Origin of the sequence: Lutibacter sp. (assembly GCF_041596795.1) — a bacterium.
Classification (GTDB): Bacteria; Bacteroidota; Bacteroidia; order Flavobacteriales; family Flavobacteriaceae; genus Lutibacter.
Genome location: NZ_JBFHHX010000052.1, coordinates 1 through 20,515, shown reverse-complemented (window position 1 = coordinate 20,515; position 20,515 = coordinate 1). Strand labels below are relative to the sequence as shown.

General features: G+C 30.1%; 20 protein-coding genes. 9 read left to right on the top strand and 11 right to left on the bottom strand.

Translation table 11 applies throughout. The annotated features are described in order from the left end of the window. Both ABY298_RS08035 and ABY298_RS08030 read left to right on the top strand, forming a co-directional pair. A partial coding sequence (locus tag ABY298_RS08035) for a DUF4982 domain-containing protein (protein WP_372745506.1) occupies positions 1–1,314 on the top strand: 1,314 nt, incomplete at its 5' end. Positions 1,315–1,316: 2 nt separating this feature from the next. Then, complete coding sequence (locus ABY298_RS08030; RefSeq protein WP_372745505.1) at positions 1,317–2,033, top strand: tRNA1(Val) (adenine(37)-N6)-methyltransferase; 717 nt, start codon at positions 1,317–1,319, stop codon at positions 2,031–2,033. Here ABY298_RS08030 and ABY298_RS08025 read toward each other — a convergent pair whose 3' ends face one another. The 3 genes from ABY298_RS08025 to ABY298_RS08015 all read right to left on the bottom strand — a co-directional run bounded on the left by ABY298_RS08025 (position 2,034) and on the right by ABY298_RS08015 (position 4,245). Further along, positions 2,034–2,498 (bottom strand): hypothetical protein, encoded by a 465-nt coding sequence (locus tag ABY298_RS08025; RefSeq protein WP_372745504.1) that lies wholly within the window; start codon positions 2,496–2,498, stop codon positions 2,034–2,036. It lies immediately after the preceding gene. Between the two features lie 72 nt (positions 2,499–2,570). Beyond that, positions 2,571–3,941: a saccharopine dehydrogenase family protein gene (locus ABY298_RS08020; RefSeq protein ID WP_372745503.1), complete on the bottom strand. Its 1,371-nt coding sequence runs from the start codon at positions 3,939–3,941 to the stop codon at positions 2,571–2,573. Between the two features lie 70 nt (positions 3,942–4,011). Next, the gene (locus ABY298_RS08015) at positions 4,012–4,245 is read right to left on the bottom strand and encodes a putative signal transducing protein (RefSeq protein WP_372745502.1); all 234 of its coding nucleotides are present in this window, start codon (positions 4,243–4,245) and stop codon (positions 4,012–4,014) included. A 63-nt stretch (positions 4,246–4,308) separates the two neighbouring features. Here ABY298_RS08015 and ABY298_RS08010 point away from each other — a divergent pair, with 63 nt between their 5' ends. From ABY298_RS08010 to nhaA, 3 genes are all read left to right on the top strand, one after another. Next, on the top strand, positions 4,309–4,692 hold the full coding sequence (locus ABY298_RS08010) for a DUF423 domain-containing protein (protein WP_372745501.1): 384 nt from the start codon (positions 4,309–4,311) through the stop codon (positions 4,690–4,692). Between the two features lie 204 nt (positions 4,693–4,896). After that, positions 4,897–6,495: a phosphoenolpyruvate carboxykinase (ATP) gene (gene pckA, locus ABY298_RS08005; RefSeq protein WP_372745500.1), complete on the top strand. Its 1,599-nt coding sequence runs from the start codon at positions 4,897–4,899 to the stop codon at positions 6,493–6,495. Positions 6,496–6,592: 97 nt separating this feature from the next. Then, a complete protein-coding gene (gene nhaA, locus ABY298_RS08000; protein ID WP_372745499.1) occupies positions 6,593–7,900 on the top strand; it encodes a Na+/H+ antiporter NhaA in 1,308 nt (435 codons plus the stop codon). A gap of 1 nt (position 7,901) precedes the next feature. On the opposite strand, the gene ABY298_RS07995 is transcribed toward nhaA, so the two are convergent. Next, positions 7,902–8,306 carry a DUF6146 family protein gene (locus tag ABY298_RS07995; RefSeq protein WP_372745498.1) on the bottom strand — a complete coding sequence of 135 codons (405 nt, stop codon included), beginning with the start codon at positions 8,304–8,306 and terminating at the stop codon, positions 7,902–7,904. 93 nt (positions 8,307–8,399) lie between these two features. Between ABY298_RS07995 and ABY298_RS07990 the strand changes: the two genes are divergently transcribed. Continuing rightward, entirely contained in the window at positions 8,400–8,963 is a 564-nt protein-coding gene (locus ABY298_RS07990) for a DNA-3-methyladenine glycosylase I (protein ID WP_372745497.1), read from the top strand. Here the strand turns inward: ABY298_RS07990 and ABY298_RS07985 are convergent. Further along, complete coding sequence (locus tag ABY298_RS07985; RefSeq protein WP_372745496.1) at positions 8,960–9,994, bottom strand: SRPBCC family protein; 1,035 nt, start codon at positions 9,992–9,994, stop codon at positions 8,960–8,962. The genes ABY298_RS07990 and ABY298_RS07985 overlap by 4 nt on opposite strands. 90 nt (positions 9,995–10,084) lie before the next feature. On the opposite strand from ABY298_RS07985, the gene ABY298_RS07980 reads away from it, so the two are divergent. Further along, positions 10,085–12,103 carry a dihydrofolate reductase gene (locus ABY298_RS07980; RefSeq protein ID WP_372745495.1) on the top strand — a complete coding sequence of 673 codons (2,019 nt, stop codon included), beginning with the start codon at positions 10,085–10,087 and terminating at the stop codon, positions 12,101–12,103. Between the two features lie 50 nt (positions 12,104–12,153). Here ABY298_RS07980 and ABY298_RS07975 read toward each other — a convergent pair whose 3' ends face one another. Continuing rightward, positions 12,154–12,339 carry a hypothetical protein gene (locus ABY298_RS07975; protein WP_372745494.1) on the bottom strand — a complete coding sequence of 62 codons (186 nt, stop codon included), beginning with the start codon at positions 12,337–12,339 and terminating at the stop codon, positions 12,154–12,156. Between the two features lie 68 nt (positions 12,340–12,407). Here ABY298_RS07975 and ABY298_RS07970 point away from each other — a divergent pair, with 68 nt between their 5' ends. Next, positions 12,408–12,794 (top strand): hypothetical protein, encoded by a 387-nt coding sequence (locus ABY298_RS07970; protein WP_372745493.1) that lies wholly within the window; start codon positions 12,408–12,410, stop codon positions 12,792–12,794. A gap of 10 nt (positions 12,795–12,804) precedes the next feature. Here ABY298_RS07970 and ABY298_RS07965 read toward each other — a convergent pair whose 3' ends face one another. Together ABY298_RS07965 and ABY298_RS07960 are read right to left on the bottom strand one after the other, a co-directional pair. Further along, the gene (locus ABY298_RS07965) at positions 12,805–14,115 is read right to left on the bottom strand and encodes a carboxypeptidase-like regulatory domain-containing protein (protein ID WP_372745492.1); all 1,311 of its coding nucleotides are present in this window, start codon (positions 14,113–14,115) and stop codon (positions 12,805–12,807) included. A gap of 116 nt (positions 14,116–14,231) precedes the next feature. Next, complete coding sequence (locus tag ABY298_RS07960) at positions 14,232–16,391, bottom strand: M3 family metallopeptidase (RefSeq protein ID WP_372745491.1); 2,160 nt, start codon at positions 16,389–16,391, stop codon at positions 14,232–14,234. Between the two features lie 261 nt (positions 16,392–16,652). Here ABY298_RS07960 and ABY298_RS07955 point away from each other — a divergent pair, with 261 nt between their 5' ends. Next, complete coding sequence (locus ABY298_RS07955) at positions 16,653–17,957, top strand: M18 family aminopeptidase (RefSeq protein ID WP_372745490.1); 1,305 nt, start codon at positions 16,653–16,655, stop codon at positions 17,955–17,957. Positions 17,958–18,127: 170 nt separating this feature from the next. On the opposite strand, the gene ABY298_RS07950 is transcribed toward ABY298_RS07955, so the two are convergent. The 3 genes from ABY298_RS07950 to ABY298_RS07940 all read right to left on the bottom strand — a co-directional run. Then, positions 18,128–19,588 (bottom strand): DUF3570 domain-containing protein, encoded by a 1,461-nt coding sequence (locus tag ABY298_RS07950; RefSeq protein WP_372745489.1) that lies wholly within the window; start codon positions 19,586–19,588, stop codon positions 18,128–18,130. A 9-nt stretch (positions 19,589–19,597) separates the two neighbouring features. Next, positions 19,598–19,810 carry a DUF4266 domain-containing protein gene (locus ABY298_RS07945; protein WP_372745488.1) on the bottom strand — a complete coding sequence of 71 codons (213 nt, stop codon included), beginning with the start codon at positions 19,808–19,810 and terminating at the stop codon, positions 19,598–19,600. Further along, on the bottom strand, positions 19,807–20,515 hold a 709-nt coding region (locus ABY298_RS07940; RefSeq protein WP_372745487.1), incomplete at its 5' end, for an FAD:protein FMN transferase. The genes ABY298_RS07940 and ABY298_RS07945, both read right to left, overlap by 4 nt.

The window sequence follows — 20,515 nt, the reverse complement described above, 5'->3', positions numbered from 1 at the left end:
TTTTTGTTTTTAGCAGAGAGTTTTGATGAGTGGAAAAAACCAAAAGTTGAGAATGGTTATCATCGCTTTTTTGATGAATATGCAGAAAAGGATATTGTAAATTTAGTGCATGCAACCAGAAATCATCCAAGTATTGTTATGTGGAGTTCAGGAAATGAAGTACCAGATCAATGGGGAGCAGAAGGTGTAAAACGTGCAAAGTGGTTGCAAGATATTTTTCATAGAGAAGATCCAACTCGCCTCGTAACTGTTGGAATGGATCAGGTAAAAGCTGTAATGGAATCTGGGTTTGCATCATTGTTAGATATTCCTGGTTTAAATTATCGTGTGCATTTATATGAAGAGGCCTATGAAAAATTTCCTCAGGGATTTATTTTGGGTTCAGAAACGGCATCAACAGTTAGTTCACGTGGAATTTATAAATTTCCTGTTGTTCAAGAAAAGATGAAACAATATAATGATTTTCAAAGTTCATCGTACGATTTAGAAGCATGTAGTTGGTCTAATGTGCCAGATGAAGATTTTGTGTTGCAAGATGATAAACCTTGGGTTATTGGAGAATTTGTTTGGACAGGTTTCGATTATTTAGGCGAACCAACTCCGTATGATGAAATGTGGCCATCACGTAGTTCTTATTTCGGTATTTCAGATTTAGCAGGATTGCCAAAAGATCGTTTTTATTTATACAGAAGCCGATGGAACATACAAGACGAAACTTTACACATTTTACCACATTGGAATTGGAAAGGAAGAGAAGGAGAAATTACGCCAGTTTTTGTATACACCAATTACAATAGTGCAGAACTTTTTGTGAATGGCAAAAGTATGGGAATTCAAAAAAAGAACAATTCCACACCGCAAAATAGGTACAGATTAATGTGGATGGATGTAAAATATGAACCAGGAACTTTAAAAGTTGTTGCTTTTAATGAAACTGGAAATTCTGTTGCTGAAAAAGAAATAAGAACTGCCGAAAAACCTTATAAAATTGTTTTAAATCCTGATAGAAAAATAATAAATGCGGATGGAAAGGATTTATGTTATGTTGAGGTTTCTGTGGTTGATAAAAACGGAAATCCGTGTCCAACTGCAACTAATCAGTTAAAATTTAAAGTAACAGGAAACGGAACTTATAAAGTTGCTTGTAATGGAGATGCAACGTCTTTAGAGTTGTTTCATTTACCAACAATGAAATTGTTTAGTGGAAAGTTGGTAGTTACCGTTGAAGCCACAACAAAAGCTGGTGAAATACAATTAGATGTTATAGGAAAAGGTTTAAAAAGTGGAACAGTTAAAATTAAATCAGTTAAATAAATATGTCAGAAAAACCATTTCAATTTAAACAGTTTTCTGTATTACAAGAAAAAGCTGCTATGAAAGTAGGAACCGATGGTGTTCTTTTGGGTGCTTGGGCTAAAATAAATGAAAATGTTTTTAGTATTTTAGATATTGGAGCAGGAACAGGTTTAATAGGTTTAATGATGGCACAGCGGAGTAATGCCGAAGTTATTGATGCTATTGAATTACATGATGAAGCTTACGAGCAAACAGTTGAGAATTTTGAATTAAGTGATTGGGGAGACAGATTGTTTTGTTACCACGCATCTTTTCAAGAGTTTGTTGAAGAAATTGAGGATGAATATGATTTAATTATTTCAAATCCTCCTTTTTACACTTCAACCTATAAAGAATTACCAGAAGAGAGAGCAATGGCACGTCATTCAGAAAGTTTAACGTATGCTGATTTGTTGAGTGGAACTGCTAAGTTATTATCTAAAATAGGAACATGTGCATTTATAATTCCTTTTACCGAAGAAGAAAATTTTATTAAAATTGCGAATGAAAATGGATTGTATTTAAATAGAGTTACCAGAGTTAAAGGAACGTTAGAAGCTCCAATTAAAAGAAGTTTAATGCAATTTTCTTTCTCAAAAATAGAAATTGAAGAAACTGATTTAATAATTGAAATAGAACGACATAAGTATACGGAAGAGTACAAAAACTTAGTTCAAGATTTTTATATAAAAATGTAGTTATTTTTCAGAATTTTTAATTACACTATCCATTTCCTTCTTTAAATCTAAAGCATTAAGATAAATAGCTAAGTTTTTTCGAATATAATAAAGAGGTGTAAGTATTATTATAATTAATGGAATAATATAAATAAATTCAATTTCATCAACAGATTCAGCTGTACCTAAAACAATATTTAATAATTGAAAAAGGTATGTAGCAATTGGGATTAATATAACGTGACTCCACCAATTTTTGTTTGTAATATATAATAGTATTAATAAAATTAATGGTACAATTTTATTAAATGCCATAAAAACATAAACTTGAGCCAAGCCAAACTCACCTCCTTTTATAACACCAAAAATAGTATTATAATTCTCTACATCATTTGGAATAAATGTATGAATATACAATAGAAAAGGAGTTAAAAAAATAAGCACCGCTACAATACTACTAAACCAAAAATATTTTTTTTTATTCATTTTACTTTAGTTTTTAGCAGTTTAATATAATTATTTTAATTTAAATCGGAAATAAATTAATTTAATTTTGATCTATCCATTTACATTATCAGGGTTATAACCTAAATACGGCACTTTTTTTTCTTTAAAAATTATACCGTTTTCTTCTAATTCTTTTAAAATAGGTTCATATACTTCTTTTTTAATAGGTATTTGAACTCCTGGTGTATTAATTTCACCATTTAATATTTTTAAAGTAGCTATTGCAACAGGCAAACCTACAGTTTTTCCCATTGCAGTGTAAATTTGATTGTCGCCCAAACAAACCATACTACTTTCAATTTGATGCCTTTCACCATTTAATTCATATCCAAAAAGATGCTGCATTACAATCATATCTTTATCATCTTTTTTAAGAGTCCATTTATCGCTTAATATTTTTTCTAAAATTTGAGCAGGTGTAGCATTTTTTAAACCTACTTTTTTGTTTTTATTAAAAATATCAAGTTCCACTAATTTTTCCCAAACAATATCATCTTGGTCAATTTTTAAATAATAGCGTAATTTTAATTCTACCGAATCATTAGGATTGTAGGCTAAAAAAGAGTTGGTAAAATCTCTATAACTCATGGTTTCAGAGTTTTCTATAGTATAGCTGTCATCTGTCATTCCTAATTGTACAAATACATTCCAGGCTCTAGAAAAACCAACTCGTCTAATAGTTCCTCTGTACAAGGTTAAAATAGTATCTAAGCCATAAGCGCTTTTATATTTTAAAGAATCTCTGTTTGCATAGGCTTCAAACTTTCCATAACCATCAATTGTTAAAATTTCGGTTCTTCTAAACAATTTATGGTAGGGAATGTATTTATAAGAACCCTCTTGTAAAAATTTTGCAGCACCACCTTGCCCAGCTAAAACAACATTTCTTGGGTTCCAAGTAAACTTATAATTCCATAAATTATCATCATATTCAGGCGCTACTAATCCGCCAGCAAATGATTCAAACAAAATAATATTTCCACCTTTTGCTCTTATATCATCTAAAACTTTCATGGCGCTCATATGGTCAATTCCAGGATCTAAACCAATTTCGTTCATGAAAATAAGATTTTTCTTAATTGCTTCATCATTAATAGCATTCATTTCATTAGAAATGTATGAAGCAGTAACCATATTTTTTCCAAATTCTAAGCAGTCCTTAGCAACATTTAAATGCAAATGTGCCGGAAGCATAGAAACTACAATATCAGCTTTTTTTATGGCTGATTTTCGTTCTTTTTCATTAAAAATATCAAGCGTAATAGCATTTCCGTTGGGATGATTTTTAATTTTGCCCAATGCTAAGTCTAAAGAAACATCTGCCACCGTAATTTTTAAATTTTCGGAAGTAGATTTTTTTAATAAATAAGAAATTAATGATGACGAAGATCGGCCGGCGCCAATAACCAATATGTTTCTCATTTTCGTATAATTAAATGATTGAATTACAACGAAAGTACAATTTTAAAAATGGTTTTAAATAAAGGTAGTGTTAATTATTTTCTTTATTAATTTCATCTAAAATTTTCTTTGCTTTTTTTAAATCAGCTGAATCCACCTGCAATTTATAACCTTCAACAAATGCTGTGCCTATTGATGTTGCAATGTTTTCATCAATAATATAAGATTCAATATTATAATTGGCTAATAAAGTTTTTGCAATATGAACTTCATGAATTAAACTAGCAGTTAACAACGTTACTAAATTATGTGAGTTATTTTCCATATTTTTAATCTTTTATTAAAATTACGAAATAGTTTATCAACTTTCTATAATAAATTTATAATTATGAATAAATATTTAGCAGTTTCATCTTTTTTAGGAGCCATTACAATTGTTTTAGGCGCATTTGGAGCTCATGCACTTAAAAGTGCTTTAACACAAGATCAATTATTAAGTTTTGAAACGGCTGTTCGCTATCAAATGTATCATGTAATTGTATTATTATTTGTGAATATTTATAATGGATTTACGGAGCATCAGCAGAAGTGGATAAATGGTTTTTTTATAACCGGAATATTACTTTTTTCAGGATCTATTTATGCAATAACTTTTGGGGTTCCTGCTAAAGCAATTTGGTTTATAACTCCATTAGGCGGTATACTCTTAATTTTAGGTTGGATTTATATGGGACAAAGCTTTTTATCAAGTAAAAAGAAAATTAATAAGTAAGAAAAAAGAGAAAACGATTTCGTAAAAAAATAAATTTTAATTTTGATGGGTAAATAATTGTTTAACAGTTGTTTACATCACGAAAACGTTTTAGTGAAATAGCAAAATTCACTGACAAATGTCATACATGTCCGAGACTAATATTGGTAAATTTATAGTAGAAATTTAAAAAGCATTGCTAATATATAATTAAAAATAGTACTTATGAAAAACATCAAAATTATCCAAGAATTGCACGATTTAGGAATTACAGGCTACCATGAAGTGTCATACAATCCTTCTTATCAAGAATTATATGAAGCAGAAATTTCACATAGGAGGAAAGGTTTTGAAAAAGGAGCCGATACAGATACTGGAGCTGTTGCTGTTAAAACTGGGGTTTTTACAGGACGCTCTCCTAAAGATAGGTATATTGTAAAGGATGATATTACTAAAGATACTATTGACTGGAATAAGGTAAATGTTCCAACTACAAATGAAATTTATAAAGATTTAAAAGGTTTAGTTTTAAAACAACTATCTACCTCAAAAAAAATATATGTTGTTGATGCATTTTGTGGTTCAAATATAGATTCAAGATTAAAAGTACGTTTTGTAATGGAAGTTGCTTGGCAAGCGCATTTTGTTACAAATATGTTTATAAGACCCTCTGTTTACGAACTAGAAAACTTTGGAGAGCCAGATTTTATTGTAATGAATGGTTCTAAAACGGTAAACCCTAACTGGAAAGAGCAAGGATTAAATTCTGAAAATTTTGTAGTATTTAATTTAACTGAAAAAATTCAGATTATTGGTGGTACTTGGTATGGTGGCGAAATGAAAAAAGGAATGTTTGCAATGATGAACTATTATTTACCTTTAAAAGGAATGGCATCTATGCACTGTTCTGCAAACGTTGGTGAAAAAGGAGATGTAGCTGTGTTCTTTGGTTTATCAGGAACCGGAAAAACTACACTTTCTGCAGATCCAAAACGCTATTTAATTGGCGATGATGAGCACGGATGGGATAATAATGGTGTATTTAACTTTGAAGGTGGTTGTTACGCAAAAGTAATTGACCTTAGCGAAGAAAACGAACCAGATATTTGGAGAGCTATTAAAAGAGATGCATTGCTGGAAAACGTTGTGGTAAATGAATATGGCGAAGTAGATTATTCCAATCATTCAATTACTGAAAATTCTAGAGTATCGTACCCAATTTATAACATAAATAAAATTGTTTTACCATCAAAAGCAGGACACGCAAGTAAAATTATTTATTTATCAGCTGATGCATTTGGCGTATTACCTCCAGTTTCAATTTTAGATGATGAGCAAGCTCAATATCATTTCTTATGTGGATTTACATCTAAATTAGCTGGAACTGAACGAGGAATTACAGAACCTCAACCATCATTTTCTCCTGCGTTTGGTGAAGCATTCTTAACATTAAAACCAACAATGTATTCATCTACATTAGTAGCCAAAATGAAAGAACACAATGCGAAGGCATATTTAGTAAACACAGGTTGGAATGGAACAGGAAAAAGAATTTCTTTAAAAGATACGCGTGCAATTATAGATGCTATTTTAGATGGATCTATTGAAAAAGCTGAAACTATAAAAATTCCTTATTTAAATTTAACTGCTCCAAAAGCATTGTCAAAAGTAAGTGATATTTTAGATCCAAGAAATACATATAAAGACCTAAAAGAATGGGAAGAAAAAGCAAAAAAATTAGCTGCGCTTTATATTAAAAACTTTGAACAATATTGCGATACTGAAGAAGGAAAAGCTTTGGTTGCTGCAGGACCTCAATTATAATAAAAAAACTTTTATAAAAAATGCCTTCAAATTGTAAGGCATTTTTTATTGTTATATTAAGATAAAGTATATTGCTTAAAATTTTAAAAAAGAGTTCATGACAATTATAAGAAATTCAATAATTAGATTTATAAATTTAGAAACATCTTCAAGTATTATTTTATTTGTTGTGTCAATTTTAGCTGTGGTTTGGGCAAATTCACCGTTTGGTGATGTTTATTCTGAACTTTGGAATCATAAATTTACAATCGGATTTGCGGATACCGATTTTCATTTAGCTAAACCATTAATTTTATGGATTAATGATGGCTTAATGGCTATTTTCTTTTTTGTAATTGGGTTAGAGGTAAAGAGAGAGATTTTAGAAGGAGAACTAACAACGCTTAGAAAGGCATCGTTACCAATTTTTGCAGCAATTGGAGGTATGTTGTTTCCTGTAATTATATTTTTAGGGTTAAATAATGGAGAAATAGGTTCTGAAGGTTGGGGAATTCCAATGGCAACAGATATTGCTTTTACTTTGGGAATTTTAAAATTATTAGGAAATAGAGTTCCGTTAGGATTAAAAATATTTTTAACAGCATTTGCTATTGTAGATGATATTGGAGCAGTTTTAGTGATTGCTATTTTTTATAGTGCTAATATTCAGTGGGATTTAATTACCTATGCGTTAATTTTGGTTGCATTTGTTGGGGTTTTAAGTTACAAGCAAGTATATTCTAAATATTTTTATTTTGTTATAGGCTTCTTTGTGTGGCTATTGTTTTTAAAATCGGGAATTCATCCAACAATAGCGGGTATTTTAATGGCATTTACTATTCCAATTCATAGAAAAGTAGATTGTATGTCTTATTTTAAATCTGTTACTAAAGAATTGTTTTATTTTAAAGAAAGTATTTCTGGTTCAGAAACTTTAATGACCAATGATCAAATTGAAGCTGTTGGAAATATTGAAACTTTATCAGAAAAAGTTCATGCGCCTTTACAGCATTTAGAGCATAATTTACACGGTTGGGTTTCTTATGTTATAATGCCAATTTTTGCGTTTGCAAATGCGGGTGTTGTATTAAGTGTTAGTGGTTTGGAAGGTGTTAGCCATATTTCTGTAAACATTGCCTTAGCACTTGTATTAGGAAACACTATTGGAATTTCTCTTTTATCGCTATTAGCCATTAAATTAAAATTGGCAGATTTACCGGAAGGAGTTAATTATAAGCAATTAATTGGAGTAAGTTTATTAGGTGGATTAGGATTTACTATGTCCTTATTTATTGCCAATTTAGCGTATGAAAATGAGCAGCTTATTACCGCCTCAAAAATGGGAATTATTATTGGTTCCTTAATTGCAGGTTTACTGGGATATATTATTTTAAAAATTAGTTTAAAACCAGCGTTAAAAGCTTAAGCTAAAATTTCTGTTTGTATTTGTGTTCAACAAATTTAAAATAGTTATATAGTTTATAATTTACCTCTAAACCATAATCTATATTAAAATCGTAATTTATTACGTTTTCATAAATGGAACTATTATATCTTAGTGGGTTTCTAGCTCTAATATTCCATTCAGTAACATAAAACTTGTTTTTTAATTTGTAATACTCTTCAGAATAATAAGTAATGGGTTTTGCTATGGTATTTAAATAAGTTTCAAAACCAATATCAATAATAATTATTTCATATTCTAGGCTGTCATTTGCAATTCGTACAGCACCTTCAGGTAAGTTATTATTTTCTGTATTTACGGTTTTTAAATTTGAGCCACAACTTACAATACTCAATGTTAATGCGAGACAATAAAATATATTTTTCATGATTTTAACGTGTTTACACTCTTAAATTTACAAAAACTATTCCAATTGTTATCTAATTTTAAGTATTTTAGCTCACTTTTAAAAATAGAAATAATGGATAAAGTTCGTTGTAGCTGGTGTGGGAATGATCCACTTTATATGGAATATCATGATACCGAATGGGGTGTTCCGTTGTATGATGATGATAGATTGTTTGAGTTTTTAATTTTAGAAACTTTTCAGGCTGGATTAAGTTGGATAACTATTTTACGAAAAAGAGAAAATTTTAAAAAGGCTTTTGATAATTTTAATTATAAAATTATTGCTAATTATAATGAAGCTAAATATGAAGAGTTATTACTTAATGCTGGCATTATTAGAAACAAATTAAAAATTAAAGCTACAATTGTAAACGCTCAGTTATTTATAAAGATTCAAGAGGAGTTTGGTTCTTTTTCAAAATATATTTGGCAGTTTACCAACGGAATTCCAATTGTAAATCAATGGGGAACCACCAAAGAACTTCCATCAACCTCAGTTATTTCAGATGCTATTTCAAAAGATATGAAAAAACGAGGTTTTAAGTTTGTAGGTTCAACGGTTATTTACGCACATATGCAGGCTACTGGTATGGTAAATGACCATGTTACAAGTTGTTTTAGATACAAAGAAGTTTAAAGCACTACTGGAACAGGAATATATTCTATTGGAATATAAATTTCTAACACCCATTTAGTAGGGTCAATAGTGTTTTTAGGACCAATGTTATATACTTCAAAAGGTTCCGATTTTTCAGGAGAAATAAACCCTTGTTTTTCTAATTCTTCATAAGCAGCATCCCAAGCAATTTTAGAAAATTTGTAATCACCCATAAAAATGGTTTTAAACATTTTTTGTGGTTCTATATAGCCAGCTAATATTTCTTCATTTGCTAAAGGTTTGTCTTGAGTAGGAATACAGGTCGAGAAAATAGCAACATCATTCTTTTCATCCCATTGATGAAATAATGTGAAATTATGCCAATTAGATTCAATAGCATTTTCAATCATATATTTATCAATGTTTTTAAACATATCTACCTTTTTTTTATTAATTAAATTAATTTTACTTGAGGTAGTTTTGTATAAATAAAAAGTTCCTCCAAAATCTACAATACCTTTAAAATCAACAGAATATTTGCCTAAATACTTTAAAAGATGATTGTTAAGTAACTCTAAACCTCTACTGTACATTGGAGTCATATTTTTTTCAATACCTCCGTTAAAAAGCCAGTACAGTTTTTCGCTAAAACTATTTTTTCCACGCATTCCCCAAGTTAATTCTGTGCCATTTTTAACAGCGTTTAATTCCCAATAAACCTCAGGTGTACTTCCTGTTCCAAAATCTATTTGCTGAATAATTTCTTGATTTGGAATTACAGAGATCGTTTTCATAGATCCAACACCTTCTTTTCCTGTCCAAGAATAGGAAGCTCCAACGCCACTCGTTATCTCGGGATACGATGCCACAATAGTAGAATCCATTTCAAGCCAAGGTCCCCAGTTATTCCAATTTTTAAAATCATTAATTTCATTAAAAACAATTTCTACGGGAACATTTATAGTTTTTGTGCTTTTAATATCATAATCGGCTTTTAAAGTAGCTACATAAATAGAGCTGCCAATTATAAAAACTAATACAAATAATAAAATATATTTTAAGGCTCTCATTTTAATTGGTTTAATCTTTGGGAGTAGCTAATTTACTAAATAAATCAATTAAAAATCACTAAATTTGGCCTTCAATAAAATTTTAATAAAATGAGAATTAAATATTTAGTTTTAACCGTATTATTTGTATCGGTTTTATTTTCTTGTAAAAAAGAAAAAGAGGCGATTGTAGAAACTCCTTTTCAGTATGAAGTTGAGCAATTTGCTGATGTTAAAATACTTCGTTATCAAATTCCAGGTTTCGAAAATTTGACTTTAAATCAGAAAAAATTAGTGTATTATTTATCTCAAGCCGGAATGGAAGGAAGAGATATACTGTACGATCAAAATTACCGTCATAATTTAAAAATTAGACGTGCTTTAGAAAATGTGTATCAAAATTATACTGGAGATAAAACTTCAGAAGATTGGCTAAAATTTGAAACTTATTTAAAAAGAATTTGGTTCTCTAATGGTATTCACCATCATTATTCTAACGATAAATTTAAGCCAGAATTTTCACAAGAGTATTTTAATATGTTATTAAAAGAAACAAATACCGAACTTACAGGTGAGGCGTATGATGTTATTTTTAATGATGCTGATGCTAAAAAAGTAAATTTAGATGAAAGCAAAGGTTTATTAGAAGGTTCAGCAACAAATTTTTATTCGCCAAATATTACTGCTGCAGATGTTGATAATTTTTATGCTAGTAAAATAGATAAAAACAACGCAACACCGGTTGAATTTGGCTTAAATTCTAAATTGGTAAAAAATGCTGATGGAAGTATTGAAGAAAAAGTATGGAAAGTTGGCGGAATGTATAGTGCCTCTATTGAAAAAATTGTTTTTTGGTTAGAAAAAGCTGTTGAGGTTGCAGAAAATGAAAAACAAGCAACAGCCTTAAAATTATTAATTAAATATTACCAAACTGGCGATTTAAAAACTTGGGACGATTACAATATTGCTTGGGCAACAAGTACTGATGGTGATATTGATTATATAAACGGATTTATTGAAGTTTATAATGATCCAAAAGCATACAGAGGTTCTTACGAAACTATTGTGCAAATTAAAGATTTTGATATGTCTAAAAAAATGGCAGTTTTATCGGAAAACGCACAATGGTTTGAAGATAATTCTACACTTTTACCAGAACATAAAAAGAAAAATGTTGTTGGAGTATCCTACAAAACTGTAAATGTAGCTTCAGAAAGTGGAGATGCATCTCCAGCAACACCAATTGGAGTTAATTTACCAAATAGTAACTGGATTCGTCAACAACATGGATCAAAATCAGTTTCTTTAGGAAATATTATTGAAGCATACAACCAAGCTGGTGGAACAGATAAATTAAAAGAATTTGCTTTTGATGAAGCTGAAATTAAGGCAGAAATGGAATATGGACAAACTGCAGATAAATTACACACTTCTTTGCACGAAGTTATTGGACACGCTAGCGGACAAATAAATGAAGGTATTGGACAGCCAAAAGAAACATTAAAAAATTACTCGTCTACTTTAGAAGAAGCAAGAGCAGATTTAGTTGGTTTGTATTATTTACCTGATGCAAAATTAGTGGAAATGAAAATTTCTCCAAATGCCGAAGGAATTGGAAAAGCAGCGTATGATGGTTATATTAGAAACGGATTATTAACACAATTGGTTCGTATAAATTTAGGTGATGATATAGAAGAATCTCATATGAGAAACAGACAGTTAGTTGCCGCTTGGGCTTTTGAAAAAGGAAAAGCTGAAAACGTAATTGAAAAAGTAGTTAAAAATAATAAAACGTATTTTGTAATTAGAGATTACGCAAAATTAAGAGTGTTGTTTGGAGATTTATTACGCGAAATTCAACGTATAAAATCTGAAGGAGATTTTGAAGCGGGTAAAGCTTTAGTTGAAACTTACGGTGTAAAAGTAGATCAGGCTATTCATAAAGAAGTTTTAGCTAGAAATGCTAAATTTAAATCGGCTCCATATAGTGGTTTTGTAAATCCTGTGTTAACTCCTGTGACAGATGCAGATGGAAATATTACCGATATAAAAGTTGTACAACCTGCTAGTTTTACAGAGCAAATGTTAGATTATGCAAAAAGGTTTACAAACTTACCTGATGAGAATTAAAATGTAAATAAATTTATAAAAAAAGCTTCAATTTTATTGAGGCTTTTTTTTTAGTGTAAAGAGAACGTAATTAACGTAAAAATGGCAATAATTAAAAACATGGCAATTATAACTATAAAGCTATTTTTGTAATGTTTTTTATGAATTTTTATATCTTTTCTATAACTCCATATCATAGCAATTGTAAAAGCAATTACAAATAATCCTGCAAAAATAAGCTGACCTTTACTAAACATATTTATTGTGTATATTTACAGTAAAAGTACATAAATTTAATCAGAATAAATATTTAAGTAGTATTCATATGAAGAATAAATTAAAAGCAGTTCAAGAATTTCACGAAGCATTTGGTTTAGGAATTCAACAGCAACCAACTGCACATTTAGACCAAAACAAACTACAATTACGCTTTGATTTAATGGCGGAAGAAAATGAAGAGTATTTAACGGCTGCTAAAAATAACGATATTGTTGAAGTTGCAGATGCTTTAGGTGATATGCTTTATATTTTATGTGGTACTATTTTAGAACACGGAATGCAACATAAAATTGAAGAAGTTTTTAACGAAATTCAGCGTAGTAATATGAGTAAATTAGGCGCAAACGGACAACCAATTTACCGTGAAGATGGAAAAGTTATGAAAGGACCGAATTATTTTAAACCTAATATTTTAGAAATTATTAAAAGTTAAAATTTCTTTATTAATTATTCTTATTACTTTTTTCTAGTTGTTTTTGAATTTTTTTAATGGCCGATTCTATTGGTTTTTCTGGTTCAATTACATTGTATTCTCCCCAAAATTCTGGATCAGAAAATCCTGAAGCTTCATCGGTTAAAATTGCGGTAGATTTTAATCGGTCTCGGTATTTTAACGACATGCTTTCATTGTTTTTCTCCCAATCTGTTATGGCCATTTCCATAGTTAAATAATACACAGAATTAAATAAACGTTTGTCATAATCTATTTTAAATCCTAATTGAATTCTGCTATAGCCATAAAACCACTCACCATTTTTTTCTCTATAATCTACATGATAGGTAGCTTCAGTTGGAATAACATCTGCTCTGTTAGGTTTTTTTACAATAAATAACCTTGCTGCTTTTTCAGTATTGCTTAAGTCTAGTTGAAATGAAGCACTTTTAAGCGCAATGGATTTTGCATCAATATAAAATTTACCAATAAATAACGGTTCTTCTACATGTTTTTTAGGAGAAAAACTAACTACATACACAGGTTTGTTATCAATTTTTGTGGAAGTTTCAAAATTAAAATCATAACTATTTACACCATCTTCAGTAAAAAACATATCAGGATTTTTAATAATATCCATATATAACGTGCTAAATGGTCCGCCTTGTAATTTTAAGGTAATAGTATCTAACTTATTATAATCGGTACTTTTTCGGGCTTTAAATAATTTAAGAATATCGTTTTTTGAGTTTGTGTATGGTTGTTTGTAAATTTCAACAACAGCTTCAGAAAGAGAAACATAACTTCTTCTTTTTTTTATGGTTTCACGGTAAAAACCTGTCATAGTTGTTTGATTTGAAAAGTAATTTTGCTCTCTTCTTTTTAGCATTTCTACAACAAGTGATTTAGCATCTTTTACAGCTATTTCTATTTCTGATAATTCTTCAATATATGTTTCTAGTTTTATAGCATTGTTTTCTTCATTTAAAAATTTTAAATCGGTTACTTGGCTTGTATACCCTAAATAAGAAACAGTTATTTTAGGATCTGTTATTGTTTTGGGAACTTTAATAGAAAACGCTCCTTGTGTATTGGTAATAGTACTAATATTTGTTCCGTTAACTGTAACTGTTGCAAATTCTAATTCTTTTTTTGATTTGCCGTCAATTACGGTTCCGCTATATTGTTTAAATCCAATGGTATCTTGCGCTACTGTTTGCGCAAAAACTAAATTGCTATTAAATGAAATGCTAAAAATTAACAGCAATATATATAGAAGATTCTTTTTTTTTGAAGAAATTAATTTTTTTTGAAGTGTCATAAAAATCATATTTAAATTCAACGAAATAGTACTAGGTAAGATACTAATTTTAAAGATAATAAAAAAGAAAAAGGGCTTACATTTCTGCAGCCCTTTTAAATACTATTTAATTGAATTTATTTTTTTGGAATTGGAAAACCTCTGTCTCTCATTAATGCTTCAATATTTGCATCACGTCCTCTAAAATTTCTGTAAGCTTCTGCAGGATCAACAGAATTTCTTGGAGCAAATAAATATTTTACCATTTTTGCAGCCAATTCTTTATCGTAAAATCCTTCTGGAGCTTCAGCAAAAGCTTCAGCAGCATCAGAAGTTAAAACATCTGCCCACATATAGCCGTAATATGCAGTTGCATAACCTTCACCAGAAAATACATGTCCAAATTGAGGTGTTCTATGGCGCATTACCAATTCTTTTGGCATTTTTAATTCAGCTAAAGTTTCTCTTTCAAAAGCATCAACATCAATATTTGTTGGATCTGCCATATGAAATTTCATGTCCATTATTGCAGATGCTAAATATTCTGTAGTTGAAAATCCTTGATTAAAAGTTGAAGATTTTTTAATTTTTGCTATTAGATCATTAGGCATTGGTTCACCTGATCTGTAATGCACTAAAAATTTATTAATAACTTTATCTGTAGATAGCCAACGTTCTAAAACTTGGCTTTGGAACTCTGTATAATCTCTAACGCCACTATTTAAAGTTGGGTATTTTACATTTGATGAAAAGAAATGTAACGCGTGTCCAAACTCATGTAAAAAAGTAGTTGCATCATCCCAAGAAACCAAAACTGGCTCACCTGGAGCTGGTTTTACAAAGTTTGAATTGTTAGATCCTAGAACAGTTTTATTTCCATTAAAAGTAGTATGACTTCTATAAGTTGTAGCCCAAGCACCTGATCTTTTTCCTTTACGAGCAAACGGATCTAAATACCACAAACCAATATGTTTTCCGGTAGTTTTATCAGTTACTTCCCAAACTTTTACGTCTTCATGAAAAACAGCCACAGAGCCTTCCGGAACAGGTGTAAATTTAAAGTTAAAAAGTTCATCAGCTACAAAAAATAAAGCTTGAGTTAGTTTATTTAATTGTAGGTATTGCTTTACTTCATCAGAATTTAAATCGTATTTTTCTTTTCTAACTTTTTCTGCATAATATCTATAGTCCCAAGGCTCAATTGTTATTTTATCACCGTTTTTAGTAGCAATAGCTTGCATATCTGCTACTTCTTCTTTCACTCTTGCAATGGCTGCTGGCCAAACTGCATTCATTAAAGCCATTGCATTTTCTGGTGTTTTAGCCATTCTATTTTGTAAACGCCAATCGGCATAATTATCATAACCTAACAAGCCAACGCGCTCTTTACGTAGTTTTAAAATTTTAGCTACGTTTTCATTATTATCGTATTTGTCGCCGTTATCGCCACGTGAATAATATGTTTTCCAAACTTTTTCTCTTAATGATCTTTCTGTTGAATATGTTAAAAAAGGATCCATTGAAGAGCGTGTGTTTGTAATTGCGTACAAATCTTCTTTTCCTTTTTCTTTCGCTGCATTTGCTGCTGCCTTAACTAAAGATTCAGGTAAGCCACCTAATTGTTCTTTTGTTAAATACGTCACATAATTTTCTTCATCAGCCAAAACATTATTAGAGAAGTTAGTGTATAATGTAGAAAGTTCTTTGTTAATTTCTGCATAGCGTGCTTTTTTAGCGTCATCTAATTCGGAGCCGTTCATTGCAAAACTTTCATAAATTAATTGAACAACTCTTTGTTGGTCAGCTTCTAAAGGTGTTTTTAGCGAATTGTCATAAACTGTTTTAATACGTTTAAATAATTCTGAATTTTGTGATATTTTAGAATTAAACTCCGATAAAATTGGAGCCATTTCACTTTCAATTTCTCTAAATTCAGGTGATGACATATTGCTGCTCCAAATTCCATAATAGGTAAAAACTCTATCTAAAGTTTCTCCCGATTTTTCTAAAGGAACAATTGTATTTTCAAATGTTGGAGCTTCTGTGTTGCTAGTAATGGCATCAATTTCACTCAATTTTTCTGCCATTCCTTTTTCAAGTGCTGGTTTAATGTCTTTAACATTCATTTTATCAAAAGCTGGAGTACCACCATAAGGTCCTGTCCATTCAGATAATAAAACATTACTATTTTCCATAGATTTTTCGTTTTGTTTTTTTTGATCACAACTAGTAACCGTAATTATAAAACTTAAAGCGGTTATTAGTTGAAGTTTTTTTGATTTAAAATAGAAATTCATATTTGTGTATATTAATTGATAGCTATTAAAAAAGTGTGATAAATTGAAGAACTCAAAATTAACTATTTTGTATTAAAATTTTCGCTGTTAATGTAAAATTAAAAGTGATTTTTGTTAATGAAATGTTAAAACAATTGTTGATTTTTGGACGCTTTGTTAAAATTAAGATTTAAAATATAGAAATATGTGCTTTTATAGATTTCTAAAATCATTTATTAAAATTCTATATTTGTTGCTGATTTAATTATTTAAAAAAACTTTATGAATACACCTATAAAACACGCTCAAAATTTAATCGATTTTATTTACCAAAGTCCAAGTCCTTACCATGTTGTAAGTAATTTAAAAAGTATATTAAAAGGTAAAGGTTTTTTAGAGTTAAAACTAACTGAAAAATGGGATTTAAAAAAAGGAGAGAAGTACTATGTTACTCAAAACGAAACAGCACTTTTTGCATTTGTAGTTGGTACAGGTGAAATTGAAGAATGTGGATTTAAAATTGTAGCTGCACATTCAGATTCTCCATCGTTTAAAATTAAACCATCACCAGAAATTGCGGTGGATGATAAATACATAAAATTTAATACTGAAACGTATGGTGGCCCAATTTTGAATACATGGTTAGATAGGCCTTTGTCCGTTGCTGGGAGAGTGAGCGTTAAAAGTGAAAATCCGCTACAACCAAAAACATATTTATTACATATTAAAAAACCAATTTTAGTAATTCCAAATTTACCTATTCATTTTAATAGAACGGTAAATGATGGTGTAGCATTAAACAAACAAATTGATATGTTGCCGGTTACTGCAACGGTAAACGAAACTATAAACAAGCAATTGTTATTGGCTACAAAAATTGCCGAAGAAATAAATGTACCAGTAGAAGATATTTTAGAAGTAGATTTAAATTTATTTGATGTTGCCAAAGGAAGTATTATAGGTTTAAATGATGAGTTTATTTCATCAGGAAAATTAGACGATTTAGCTATGGTTCACGCTGGATTGGTAGCTTTTGCAGATGCACCTATTTGTAATTCTACCAATGTGTTGGCAATTTTTGATAATGAAGAAGTTGGAAGTAGGTCTAAACAAGGTGCTGGATCACCAATTTTAAAAGATATTTTAATTAGAATTACCAGTGTTTTGGGTAAAAGTGAAGAAGATACTCAGCGTGCAATTTATAGTTCCTTTATGGTAAGTGCTGATATGGCTCATGCTTTGCACCCAAATCATCCTGATAAACACGATCCAGTTTCACGACCAATTATTAATGGTGGACCTGTTGTTAAAATTGAAGGAAATCAGAAGTATACAACAGACAGTAATTCAAGTGCTGTTTTTGAAATGATTTGCAAAAAAGCGAATGTTCCATATCAAAAATTTGTAAATAGATCGGATATGGTTGGTGGCGGAACTTTAGGAAATGTTTCTGCAGGGCAGTTAGCCATTCGTTCTGTTGATGTTGGAAATCCAATGTGGGCAATGCATTCTGTTTGTGAAACAAGTGGAGTAGAAGATCATACGTATATGATTAATGCTTTAAGTAGTTTTTACAAATTAAACTAAGAGGAAAATATATAAAAAAAGCTGTCTAAAAAAGAATGGAAAACCGTCATGCTGAATTTATTTCAGCATCTCACAGTGCTGATAATAAATCATGATGAGAACCTAACAAGTTCAGGTTGACGAAAGTTTTATTTTTTAGACAGCCTTTTTTTTGTGATAAATAATTTCAATTAATCCATTACAAATTTAAAACCAGCAGAAATAATGCCTGCAGTTAAACCTGTGTTTCTTTTGTAATTACTATATTTTAAATCAACACTTTTTAATCCTAGTTTCCAGATTCTTCTTGATGTAAAAATATCTGTATAAGAAATTCCGAAACCAAACTGATTGGCGTTAAATTCAGATAAATCATAATCGGAAGTGTAAAATTCACTGGTTGAAAGTAATTCTTCATACGGAGCAAAATAATCTGCCGCAGTTTGCGTATAATATCTATAAGTTGGATATAAGGTAAACTTATCACTAATTTTTATTGGCAATTCAATATTAGCTGTATGGGCTGTAATTCCCCAATCATCATAATAATATCTGTAATATGTTCGTAGTGAAATTATTTCATTTAAATAGTAATTAAAGCGTGCTCCAATAGGAAGTTTAAATCTAGTATCGGGCAAACGCTCAATATCATCAGCTAATTGAAAAACGTCGGTATTTTCTTTTGAAGTATAATTAGCAATGCTAGAAGCAGTACCAATATAATAGTTAGCTCTATCTGCAAAATACACACGTTGCATTGGGTTTGCTAACCAACCGTTTTGTTGCACAACATCTAAAAAGAGTGAAATTTGTGCTTTTTTGCTTAAAATTTGAGAGAAACTGATTGATGCAGAATACGTATTTCTAGATTTATTTTCAACAAGGGTAGTATTATACGGACTCCAAACAGTTGAGCCTGTTTTATTTATAACTGTTCCATTTTGATCTAAGATATCAATACCTTCAAAAAATCCATTATTTAAATTTTTATTTACATCATTATACGATTTTATTTCGGTTGGGTATACTGGCTGCCAATTATCTAAATATATATTAGCTTTTATTCCAATTTCGGTGTTTTTTTCATTAAAAAGTTTGGTAAAATTTCCGCCAACACCAATAGAAGTGTAATCAAATTCTTTTGCAAAAGATACATTTGCTCCAATAATAGAATTTCTGTCTTCTGATGTATGACTGTACCCAAAATCACCATTAACCCAAACGTCTCCTTTTGATGCTCCTGAAGATTCTACCCAAGGACTTCCAGTTACCGGACTATCTGCTGCTGTTCTTCCAACTCTGTCATCATCATCATCATCATCGTCATCATCATCTCGGGATGCTCCAGATGCATCAAACGGATTTAAATTGCTAGAAGATGCGGAACTATAAGCTGATATGGTTGCATCAATAGTAAAAACATCATTAGCATTTAAAGGAATTGATACAGTAATTGTGGTTGCAATATCGGTTAATTTTTCAGTTCCAATTCCACCAGTTACAGCTGCATTATCACCATCTTGTCCGTAAAAACTAGAGATTAAATCTACTTCTGTATTTTCAAGAACACGTTTTTTATAGGTGTTATTTTCGTTTTGAGAAAAACCATAAAAAGAAATAATAAAAACAAGTAAACTTATATATTTTTTCATAGTTAAATATTAATTACATCCACAACCGCCGCCTGATTTTCCTCCGTTTGCTCCAGAAGCAGCTTCTCTATATACTTGAAAACTAGTTTCAAATTTGTTAATTTTTCTATCTGATAACACCATATCTGGATCATTTAAGTATACTTTTTCGTATTCTTTAACAGCAACGCATGAGCTACATAAACCAAGAGTTACTAATGCTAAAAAAGTTTTTTTAATCATATTTTGTTAATATTTATATTGTTTGATGTGTGAATTCCACCTTTTGAATCAATTATTATACATTCAATATTTTTTAATTGGTTTATTCTGTTTAAACCAATTTCAGTTCCCATTACAAATATAGATGTTGCTAGTGCGTCGGCTAATTCTGCTTTAGGTGCAAAAACCGAAACGCTAATAATATCACTTGCCGGATAACCAGTTCTTGGATCAATAATATGTGAATAGCGTTTACCATTAAAACTCACGTATTTTTCATAATCGCCCGATGTAACAACTGCACTGTTTGAAATTGGTAACAATGCAAAAGCATTATTTTTGTTTAACGGATTTGTTATTGCAACTTTCCAATCATCGCCATTTGGTTGTTTTCCCCAAGTATTCATATCTCCCGAAGCATTTATAATTCCAGCAACAACTCCTTCAGAAATTAATAGTGCTTTTGCTTTGTCGGCAGCATACCCTTTTCCAATGGCTCCAAACCCAATTTTCATTCCTTTTAATTTTAGAAATACAGTTTGATTTTCTTTATTTAGTAGTATATTTTGATAACCAACTTTTGAAACAGATTCCTTAATTTCTTTTTCAGAAGGCATTGTTTTCATACTGCCATCAAACTTCCAAATTTTATCCATAGAAGCATAGCTAATGTCAAAAGCACCATCAGTTAATTTTGAAATTGCTATAGAGCGTTCAATTAAATCA

Coding starts and splice junctions, on each gene's coding strand:
- ABY298_RS08030 (WP_372745505.1), top strand. CDS start 1,317: ATGTCAGAAAAACCATTTCAATTTAAACAGTTTTCTGTATTACAAGAA.
- ABY298_RS08025 (WP_372745504.1), bottom strand. CDS start 2,498: ATGAATAAAAAAAAATATTTTTGGTTTAGTAGTATTGTAGCGGTGCTT.
- ABY298_RS08020 (WP_372745503.1), bottom strand. CDS start 3,941: ATGAGAAACATATTGGTTATTGGCGCCGGCCGATCTTCGTCATCATTA.
- ABY298_RS08015 (WP_372745502.1), bottom strand. CDS start 4,245: ATGGAAAATAACTCACATAATTTAGTAACGTTGTTAACTGCTAGTTTA.
- ABY298_RS08010 (WP_372745501.1), top strand. CDS start 4,309: ATGAATAAATATTTAGCAGTTTCATCTTTTTTAGGAGCCATTACAATT.
- pckA (WP_372745500.1), top strand. CDS start 4,897: ATGAAAAACATCAAAATTATCCAAGAATTGCACGATTTAGGAATTACA.
- nhaA (WP_372745499.1), top strand. CDS start 6,593: ATGACAATTATAAGAAATTCAATAATTAGATTTATAAATTTAGAAACA.
- ABY298_RS07995 (WP_372745498.1), bottom strand. CDS start 8,306: ATGAAAAATATATTTTATTGTCTCGCATTAACATTGAGTATTGTAAGT.
- ABY298_RS07990 (WP_372745497.1), top strand. CDS start 8,400: ATGGATAAAGTTCGTTGTAGCTGGTGTGGGAATGATCCACTTTATATG.
- ABY298_RS07985 (WP_372745496.1), bottom strand. CDS start 9,994: ATGAGAGCCTTAAAATATATTTTATTATTTGTATTAGTTTTTATAATT.
- ABY298_RS07980 (WP_372745495.1), top strand. CDS start 10,085: ATGAGAATTAAATATTTAGTTTTAACCGTATTATTTGTATCGGTTTTA.
- ABY298_RS07975 (WP_372745494.1), bottom strand. CDS start 12,339: ATGTTTAGTAAAGGTCAGCTTATTTTTGCAGGATTATTTGTAATTGCT.
- ABY298_RS07970 (WP_372745493.1), top strand. CDS start 12,408: ATGAAGAATAAATTAAAAGCAGTTCAAGAATTTCACGAAGCATTTGGT.
- ABY298_RS07965 (WP_372745492.1), bottom strand. CDS start 14,115: ATGACACTTCAAAAAAAATTAATTTCTTCAAAAAAAAAGAATCTTCTA.
- ABY298_RS07960 (WP_372745491.1), bottom strand. CDS start 16,391: ATGAATTTCTATTTTAAATCAAAAAAACTTCAACTAATAACCGCTTTA.
- ABY298_RS07955 (WP_372745490.1), top strand. CDS start 16,653: ATGAATACACCTATAAAACACGCTCAAAATTTAATCGATTTTATTTAC.
- ABY298_RS07950 (WP_372745489.1), bottom strand. CDS start 19,588: ATGAAAAAATATATAAGTTTACTTGTTTTTATTATTTCTTTTTATGGT.
- ABY298_RS07945 (WP_372745488.1), bottom strand. CDS start 19,810: ATGATTAAAAAAACTTTTTTAGCATTAGTAACTCTTGGTTTATGTAGC.